Origin of the sequence: Amorphus sp. 3PC139-8, from assembly GCF_040750475.1 — a bacterium.
Classification (GTDB): domain Bacteria; phylum Pseudomonadota; class Alphaproteobacteria; order Rhizobiales; family Amorphaceae; genus Amorphus.
In genome coordinates this window covers 1-8,489 of the sequence record NZ_JABJVY010000057.1, presented here as the reverse complement: position 1 = coordinate 8,489, position 8,489 = coordinate 1, and the positions used below count along the sequence as shown (strand labels likewise).

The following is an 8,489-nucleotide window of genomic DNA, read 5'->3' as shown; positions in this document are numbered from 1 at the left end:
TCATCACCCATCTCAACGCCATCATCCGCGACGCCGAGACGGCCTGCGCACCGACCACATAGCAGACACGGTTGCTCGTTCCCGCGAAAGCGGGAATCCATGGAGCCTGAGTAAGTTCGCGAATATTCACGGCTCGCAGGAGAACGGGTGGCCAGACCCGAGCGGTCCGTTACCGCCCTATGGACTCCCGCTTTCGCAGGAGTGAGCGGAGAAAGAGGTACGCGTCTCACCAATTTCGAGACGCCAGCGCGCGACCGCATGCTGTCTGGTCAAGTCGCGCGGCGCACACGCAGCCGTGAAGCCCTCAAAGACTCAATCGGTTTCGCCCGAGTTCGTAGAGCATCACGCCGGTGGAGACGGCCAGATTGAGCGAATCGGCCTTGCCGGCCATTGGGATCTTCACCAGCCGGTCGCAGGCCGCGACGATTTCCTCGCTCAGGCCGCGCTGTTCCGTTCCCATCAGAAGCAGAACCGGCTTGTCCGTCATCACCGTGCGATAATCCACTGCGCCGGCGAGATGGGTGCCTATCACCACGCCCGGAAAGCGCGAGCGCCAGGCCATGAAAGCCTCCCGGCTCACCCGCACGATCGGAACGTGAAAGATGGAGCCCATGGAGGCGCGGACGGCCTCCAGACCGAACGGGTCGGTGGTGTCGCCGATCAGGATCACCCCTGCGCCGGCCACCGCATCCACGGTGCGCAGGATGGTACCGAGATTGCCGGGATCTCGCACATCTTCGAGCGCCACCCAGACCGGGGCCGGCTTGGCTTCGACCGCATCGAGCCCGACCAGCCGCTGATGGAACACGCCCACCATCGTCTGCGGATTGTCCCGCCGGGTCAGGCGCGCCATCACTTCTTCGCTCGCCATTACCACCAGCGCGCCGCGCGCCCGCGCCGTTGCCGCCGTCTGGGCCGCGCGCGTTTGGCTTTCCAGATCCTCCGACAGCACAACGGTGCGGATCGGCCACCCGGCCTCCAACGCGTCGGCCACCAGCTTCAGCCCCTCCGCCAGGAAAAGTCCACGCTCCGTGCGATGCTTACGCATCGTCAGGGCACGGATCTCCTTGACCACCGGGTTGGCGGCACTGGTGACGGTCTTGATTGCGCCTGGGCGTGGCCGTTCCCCGCTCATGGCCGAACCCACCGGGAAAACATAGAGGTGGGCAGAAGGCGGCCACCGCCCTCCTCCCGGATGGCGAGGTCGCCGCTTTCGATCGTTCCGCCGAGCCCTTCGAAGGTTTCCGCCATCAGGCCGTGGGCGGCCAGCGCCGAGGCGCGGATGGCATAAGCCGTCAGCACGACGAACCCGGCTTTCTCGGAAACGAGTTGCCTCAGATCGGAGAGCAAGGGGGGAAGGCTTTCGAACATGTCCCAGGTCTCGCCCTTCGGACCGCGACCGAATTTCGGCGGGTCCAGCAAGATGCCGTCATAGGTGGAGCCGCGGCGCACCTCGCGCGCCACGAACTTGGTCGCGTCCTCGCAGATCCAGCGGATCGGCCGATCGTCGAGGCCGGAGAGGCTCTGGTTGTCGCGCGCCCAGCCGACCGCCTTCTTGGAGGCGTCGATATGGGTCACCGCCGCGCCGGCGGCGGCAAGAACGAGCGAGGCGACGCCGGTGTAACCGAACAAATTCAACACCTTGAAGTCGGAGCGCCCAGACGCCCTCACCTGCTCCACCATCCAGTCCCAATGGGCGCGCTGCTCCGGAAATACGCCCAGATGCCGGAAGTTGGTGAGCCGACCGTGGAAGCGCGCGGGGCCATACGCCATTGGCCAGGTTTCCGGCACGGTTCGCGTAGTGCGCCAGCGTCCCGGCCCCTCGTCGTCCTGGGTACCGGTAAAGACGGCATCCGCGGCCTGCCAGGCGCTCTCCGGCAGCCGGCGCGACCACATTGCCTGCGGTTCCGGGCGAACCACGGTCACGGAGCCGTAGCGCTCCAGCTTCTCTCCGGCGCCGGAATCGAGAAGCTGATAGTCCTTCCAGCCATCGGCCACGAGGACGGTCAAGCTCGAAGGGCCAGCGCTCGACGCTGACGATCGGGCGCGCGATAGTGGGGTGGAGGAAGACGATGGAAGCGGCATGCGGCTGTCATATCACCGCTTGCGGCCACGCGCACCGTCGCGGTTGCTCCGTAGCGGGCGAAGCGGCAAGGTAGCGCCAACGCACAAAGCCGCGCCGACGGCGAAACGGCTTCAGAGTGTCCTTTCCGCTCCATACGGGGTCAACACGCGAGGAGTTCGCATTTCATGGAAATGAAGGGGGAGTACGTGATCCCAGCCGACCGCCAGACGGTCTGGGAGGCGCTCAACGATCCAGAGGTGCTCAAAGAGTGCATTCCGGGTTGCCAGTCCCTGGAGAAGGTCTCCGATACGGAGATGACGGCTGTGGTGCAGGCCAAGGTCGGCCCGGTGAAGGCCACCTTCAAAGGCAACGTCACCCTGGAAAATCTGAACCCGCCCGAGAGCTACACCATCTCCGGCGAGGGCAAGGGCGGCGTCGCGGGTTTCGCCAAAGGCGGCGCCGACGTCAGCCTGGCGGAGACCGATGGCGGCACCCGCCTCAGCTACGAGGTGACGGCGCAGATCGGCGGCAAGCTCGCCCAGCTCGGCTCCCGCCTGGTCAACTCCACCGCCAAGAAATATGCCGAAGACTTCTTCTCCAGCTTTTCCAAGAAGGTCGGCGGCGAAGAGCCGGAGGGCGGCAGCGAGGCTTCCGGTTAGAACCTTTTCCGATCAGGCGAAAACACCTGATCGATCAAAAATGGTCTTAGATTCAATAGCTTGAGCAATTCCTTTTCGTTCACACCGTTTCAGTCCGAACGGGAAATGCTCCAAGCCGCCAATGTGTCGCCGCCGAGAGCGGAATGCGGAGGAGCGGAGCCCGCTTCCGGCCCGTGTTCCGATCTAAAACTTTGGAATTGATCACATTTCTTGAGTTCGGAGTCCTTCAACCCGACCTCATCCTGATCCAGCGAGGAGTTTGCGTTCCATGGAAATGACAGGGGAATATCGAATCCCCGCCAGCCGCGAGGCGGTATGGGAGGCCCTGAACGACCCGGAGATCCTGAAGGCCTGCATTCCCGGCTGCAAATCCCTCGAAAAGACAGCCGAAGACGCCATGACGGCGGTGGTTCAGGCCAAGGTCGGCCCGGTGAAGGCCACCTTCAATGGCTCCGTCACGCTGCAGAATCTCAATCCCCCGACGAGCTACACCATCGCCGGCGAGGGTAAGGGTGGCGTCGCCGGCTTCGCCAAGGGATCGGCGGACGTCAATCTGGCCGAACACGATGGCCAGACGTTGCTGAGCTACACCGCGACCGCGCAGATCGGCGGCAAACTCGCCCAGCTCGGCTCTCGCCTGATCGATTCCACTGCCAAAAAGTACGCCGACGACTTCTTCTCCTGCCTGGCGGAGAAGGTCGGAACGACACCGGCGGTCGGAACGACGACCGCCGTTACGGACGAGGAGGCGGCCCCGGCAGAGGCAGCGCCGGCCCCTGCCCCTACGGAGGAATCCGAGCCTGCTTCGACGCCTGCCGAGCCCCACGAGGAGTCGACCTTCCACAAGCTGGAGCACGAAATCGAAGAGTTCGAGCACGAAGTGGAGGAGCGGGTTCACGAGGCGGAAGAGCGCCTGGAGGTCGAAGCCGGCAAGGGCACGCTGGGCGGACCTTGGATGTGGGGCCTGATCGCCTTTGCGATCGTCATCGTCCTTCTGCTAATTTTTAATTGATGGCGTTCCAATTCGCGCCACAGTGGAGCATCCTACGCTCAACCCCCGCTTGGGGGACGAGCTGCATCAGACTGTTGAAATCGATCGACTTTCAGGCTGTCGGCCGGATCCGGTCGAGAGCGGGTCGATCCGGAACCACCGCGTGCTCGTCCGCGCACCCGGCACGGGCGAGCGACGCTGGAGCTGGATGAGACAAGCGGGACCCGGTGTCCCGCCCGCATCCCGCTCCTGTTGGAATCGATCGCGTTTCGGCGTTTCGGACCCCTGGGGCCGAAACCGGCGTGATCCAGGGAGGACTGCGGATGACCAAAGTTTCGATGACCGTCAACGGCCGGACCGTCTCCGGCGACGTAGAGGATCGCACCCTGCTTGTGTCCTTCCTGCGGGAGGAGCTGGGGCTGACCGGCACCCATGTCGGCTGTGACACCACCCAGTGCGGCGCCTGCGTCGTGCACATGAACGGCGTGGCCGTGAAGTCCTGCACCGTGCTCGTCGGCCAGGCCGACGGCGCCGAGGTCACCACCATCGAAGGCCTCGCCAAGGGTGACGAGCTGCATCCGATGCAGGCAGCGTTCCGCGAGCATCATGGCCTGCAGTGCGGCTTCTGCACCCCGGGCATGATCATGATGGGTGTCGACATCGTGCGCCGCCACGGCTCCGACCTCGACGAGGCGACAATCCGTCACGAGCTCGAAGGCAACATCTGCCGCTGCACCGGCTACCACAACATCGTCAAGGCGATCCAATCCGTCGCCGAGACGTCGGAAGTGGCCGAAGCCGCCGAATAAGGCGGCTGCAGCAAACGCGGCAAACCAAGAAAGATATTGGGAGGAATTTGCCATGGGTGCGGAAGGGTTCGGCGCGCGCGTCGCGCGTAAGGAAGATCGCCGGTTCATCACCGGACGGGGCCAGTATACGGACGATATCGGCATGAAGGGCATGACCCATGCCGCGTTCGTGCGCTCGCCCCACGCTCACGCGAAGGTCAAGTCGATCGACGCCAGCGAAGCGGAGGCGATGCCGGGTGTGGTTGCGGTTTTGAACGGTCGCGATCTTGCCACCGACAAGCTCGGCGGCCTGATCTGCGGCTGGATGATCCACTCCAAGGACGGTTCGCCCATGAAGATGGGCGCGCACCCGGCACTCGCCGCCAACACCGTGCGCTATGTGGGCGACGCGGTCGCGATCGTGATCGCGGAGACCCGCAACCAGGCGCGCGATGCGGCGGACGCGGTCATCGTGGACTACGAGGAGCTTCCCGCCGTCGTCGATCCAGCAAAGGCGACGGCCGCCGGTGCGCCGCAGATCCATCCCGAGGCCGAAAACAACCTGATCTACGACTGGACGATCGGCGACGAGGCGGCGACGGACGCGCAGTTTGCAAGCGCGGCGCACGTCACCAGCCTGGATATCGTCAACAACCGGCTGGTGCCCAACGCCATGGAGCCGCGGGCGGCCATCGGGTCCTACGATCCGGCGGAAGAGCACTTCACGCTCTACAACACCAGCCAGAACCCGCACGTCGCCCGGCTGGTGCTGTCGGCCTTCGTGGGCGTCGCGCCCGAGCACAAGCTGCGGGTAATCGCGCCGGACGTGGGCGGCGGCTTCGGCTCCAAGATTTTCATCTACCCGGAAGAGACCACCTGCCTGTGGGCGTCCAAGAAGATCGGCGGCCGCCCGGTGAAATGGGTCGCCGACCGCACCGAGGCGTTCCTCGCCGACGCCCATGGCCGCGACCACGTCACCCGCGCGGAACTGGCGCTCGACGCCGACCACAAGATCCTGGGCCTGCGCGTCAAGACGATCGCCAATCTCGGCGCCTACATGTCGACCTTTTCGTCGTCGGTGCCGACCTATCTCTACGCGACGCTTCTGTCCGGCCAGTACATGATCCCGCAGATCTTCGCGGAGGTGCTGGCGGTCTACACCAACACCGCTCCGGTGGACGCCTATCGCGGCGCCGGCCGGCCGGAAGCCACCTTCGTGGTGGAGAGACTGATGGAGACCGCGGCGCGCGAGGTCGGGCTGGACCCGGCCGAGTTCCGCCGGCGGAACTTCATCCGCGCTTTTCCGCACCAGACGCCGGTGATCATGGCCTACGATGCGGGCGACTACGACGCCAGCCTGGACGCCGCCCTGAAGGCCGCGGACTATGACGGTTTCCCCGCCCGCAAGGCGGAGGCGGAACGTCGCGGCAAGCTCAGGGGCATCGGGCTCTCTTGCTACATCGAGGCGTGCGGCATCGCGCCGTCCCAGGCGGTAGGTTCGCTTGGTGCCGGCGTCGGTCTCTGGGAATCGGCGGAAGTGCGGGTCAATCCGGTCGGAACCATCGAGGTCCTGACCGGCACCCACAGCCACGGCCAAAGCCACGAGACCACCTTCGCCCAGGTCATCAACGACCGGTTCGGCGTTCCGACCGCGAACGTCTCGATCGTGCACGGCGACACCGACAAGGTGCAGTTCGGCATGGGCACGTACGGCTCGCGCTCCGCGGCCGTCGGCCTGTCGGCGGTGTTCAAGGCGCTCGACAAGGTGGAGGCCAAGGCCAAGAAGCTCGCCGCCCATCTGATGGAGGCTTCGGAGGGCGACATCGTCCTGGAGGACGGCGCCTTCAAGGTGGCGGGTACCGACAAGAGTCTCGGTTTCCACGAGGTGGCGCTCGCCGCCTACACCGCACACAACCTGCCGGAAGGCATGGAGCCGGGCCTGAAGGAGACCTCCTTCTACGATCCGACCAACTTCACCTTCCCCGCCGGCACCTATGTCTGCGAGGTGGAAATCGACCCGGAGACCGGCAAGACGACCATCGTCCAGTTCGTGGCCGCCGATGATTTCGGCCGGATCATCAACCCGATGATTGTGGAGGGACAGGTGCATGGCGGGCTGGCCCAGGGCATAGGCCAGGCGCTGCTGGAGGGCTGTTCCTACGACGCGGAGTCCGGACAGCTCGTGACGGCTTCCTTCATGGACTACTGCATGCCGCGGGCGGACGATCTGCCCTCGTTCACGCTGCTCACCACCGAGACGATCTGTCCGGGCAATCCACTCGGCGTGAAGGGCTGCGGCGAAGCCGGCGCGATCGGATCGCCCCCCGCCCTCATCAACGCGCTCACCGACGCGATCGGCTCAAACACGCTCGCCATGCCCGCCACACCCGCCAAGGTGTGGCAGGCCTTGAAGAGCGCCGGGCCGGCCGCAGCCGCTTAAAGCGGCGGACAAAACGTGGAAACCGGTTTTTCGCAAAGACCGGCACGACAGGGAAAAGGACGAGAGCATCAGGCGATCTTGAGCCATCGCCTGATGCTCTAAACGGGGTAAGGACGACACGCGATGTATGCGACGAACTACACCAAGGCGAGCTCCCTCGACGATGCCGTCGCCAAGCTCGGCGGTGCGGAGGACGGTAAGTTCCTGGCCGGGGGGCAGACCCTACTCGCCACGATGAAGCAGCGGCTCGCCGCACCGACCGATCTGGTTGACCTCACCAAGATTCCGGAGCTTTCCGGGATCAGCCGGGAGGGCGACACGCTGATGATCGGGGCGGCGACCAACCACTTCACCGTTCACACCTCGCCCGAGGTGACATCGGCGATTCCCGCACTTGCCGGCCTTGCCGGCCTGATCGGCGACCCGGCCGTGCGCAATATGGGCACGATCGGCGGTTCGATCGCCAACAACGATCCGGCGGCGGATTATCCCGCCGGCCTGCTCGGCCTCGGAGCCACCATCCACACCAACAAGCGAGCGCTGTCGGCGGACGAGTTCTTCACCGGCCTGTTCGAAACCGCGCTGGATGAGGACGAGATCATCGTCAAGGTGTCGGTTCCGATCCCGGAGAAGGCGGGCTATCAAAAATTCCCGAACCCGGCCTCGCGCTACGCCATGTGCGGCGTAATGGCGGCCAAACTGAAGGACGGTTCGGTGCGCGTCGCGGTCACCGGCGCCGGTTCCGACGGCGTGTTCCGGGTACCGGAGATGGAAGCCGCGCTTGCCTCCAACTGGTCACCGGATGCGGTCGCCTCCATCAAGGTGTCGGCGGACGACATGCTCTCCGATCTGCATGGCTCGGCGGAATACCGGGCGCACCTGGTCACCGTGATGGCCAAGCGCGCGGTCGCTGCGGCGGGATAGAGCATTTCCAGGCGAAGTGGAAACCGGTTCGCCGTCCGGAAATGCGTCAAGACAGTAGGTTAGAGCTCTTCAGCGATTCCATGAAAAGCTGATTGGCTCTAAGCCTCAGCCGGTCCGACTGAAACAACAAAGCCCGGCCGTTCGCGGCCGGGCTTTCTCGTTCCGGTATGCGAGTCTCTTTAAGCAAACCCTTTCGTCGCGGCCTTCGCGATCGTTTTAAAATTGTCCAATATCGCCGCTCACACCTCAAAACGGTAGAGCGACCTCGGCGATCGATGAAGCGGTTCATCTACAGCATTCTTTTCTCAGCGGTTCCGACAGTGAACACGATCTGGATCGCCTTGAACTTCGAAGGCACAACCTCGACAACGCTCTTTCTGCTAAATTTTGTGGTCCTGGCGGCTCTGTTTTATCTGATTTTGAAAAGAAGTTTCGCGTAACCTTACTACAGGGTCGCACGACATCAGATTTTAATCCCAATAACCCCCATACTCCGCTTGTGTGTTTGATTTGTGGTTTGCTTGAGCGTCGGAAGGCGTGGCGAGGCCTCCCGACGCGGTCAGGCGGCCGTCACTCCGCGGGTCGTGTCTGTCGTGACGCGACCGAGGATGAGTTTGGCCCT

The 8,489-nt window shown here is 64.3% G+C and carries 7 protein-coding genes; 5 read left to right on the top strand and 2 right to left on the bottom strand.

Annotated elements, in window-relative coordinates; all coding sequences use genetic code 11:
* Positions 1–304: 304 nt before the first annotated feature.
* Both HNS03_RS25340 and HNS03_RS25335 read right to left on the bottom strand, forming a co-directional pair.
* Entirely contained in the window at positions 305–1,135 is an 831-nt protein-coding gene (locus HNS03_RS25340) for a TrmH family RNA methyltransferase (RefSeq protein WP_367198823.1), read from the bottom strand.
* A complete protein-coding gene (locus HNS03_RS25335) occupies positions 1,132–2,010 on the bottom strand; it encodes a class I SAM-dependent methyltransferase (RefSeq protein WP_367198822.1) in 879 nt (292 codons plus the stop codon). Before HNS03_RS25335 ends, HNS03_RS25340 begins: the two co-directional genes overlap by 4 nt.
* Before the next feature lie 240 nt (positions 2,011–2,250).
* On the opposite strand from HNS03_RS25335, the gene HNS03_RS25330 reads away from it, so the two are divergent.
* The 5 genes from HNS03_RS25330 (at position 2,251) to HNS03_RS25310 (ending at position 7,867) form a co-directional block, all read left to right on the top strand.
* Complete coding sequence (locus tag HNS03_RS25330) at positions 2,251–2,724, top strand: carbon monoxide dehydrogenase subunit G (protein ID WP_367198821.1); 474 nt, start codon at positions 2,251–2,253, stop codon at positions 2,722–2,724.
* A 268-nt stretch (positions 2,725–2,992) separates the two neighbouring features.
* Positions 2,993–3,736 carry a carbon monoxide dehydrogenase subunit G gene (locus HNS03_RS25325; protein ID WP_367198820.1) on the top strand — a complete coding sequence of 248 codons (744 nt, stop codon included), beginning with the start codon at positions 2,993–2,995 and terminating at the stop codon, positions 3,734–3,736.
* A 302-nt stretch (positions 3,737–4,038) separates the two neighbouring features.
* Complete coding sequence (locus tag HNS03_RS25320) at positions 4,039–4,524, top strand: (2Fe-2S)-binding protein (RefSeq protein ID WP_367198819.1); 486 nt, start codon at positions 4,039–4,041, stop codon at positions 4,522–4,524.
* Positions 4,525–4,576: 52 nt separating this feature from the next.
* Positions 4,577–6,943, top strand: coding sequence for a xanthine dehydrogenase family protein molybdopterin-binding subunit (locus tag HNS03_RS25315; RefSeq protein WP_367198818.1), 2,367 nt, complete (start codon positions 4,577–4,579; stop codon positions 6,941–6,943).
* 123 nt (positions 6,944–7,066) lie between these two features.
* Positions 7,067–7,867, top strand: a complete 801-nt coding sequence (locus HNS03_RS25310) for a xanthine dehydrogenase family protein subunit M (protein ID WP_367198817.1) — start codon at positions 7,067–7,069, stop codon at positions 7,865–7,867.
* Positions 7,868–8,489 lie beyond the last annotated feature (622 nt).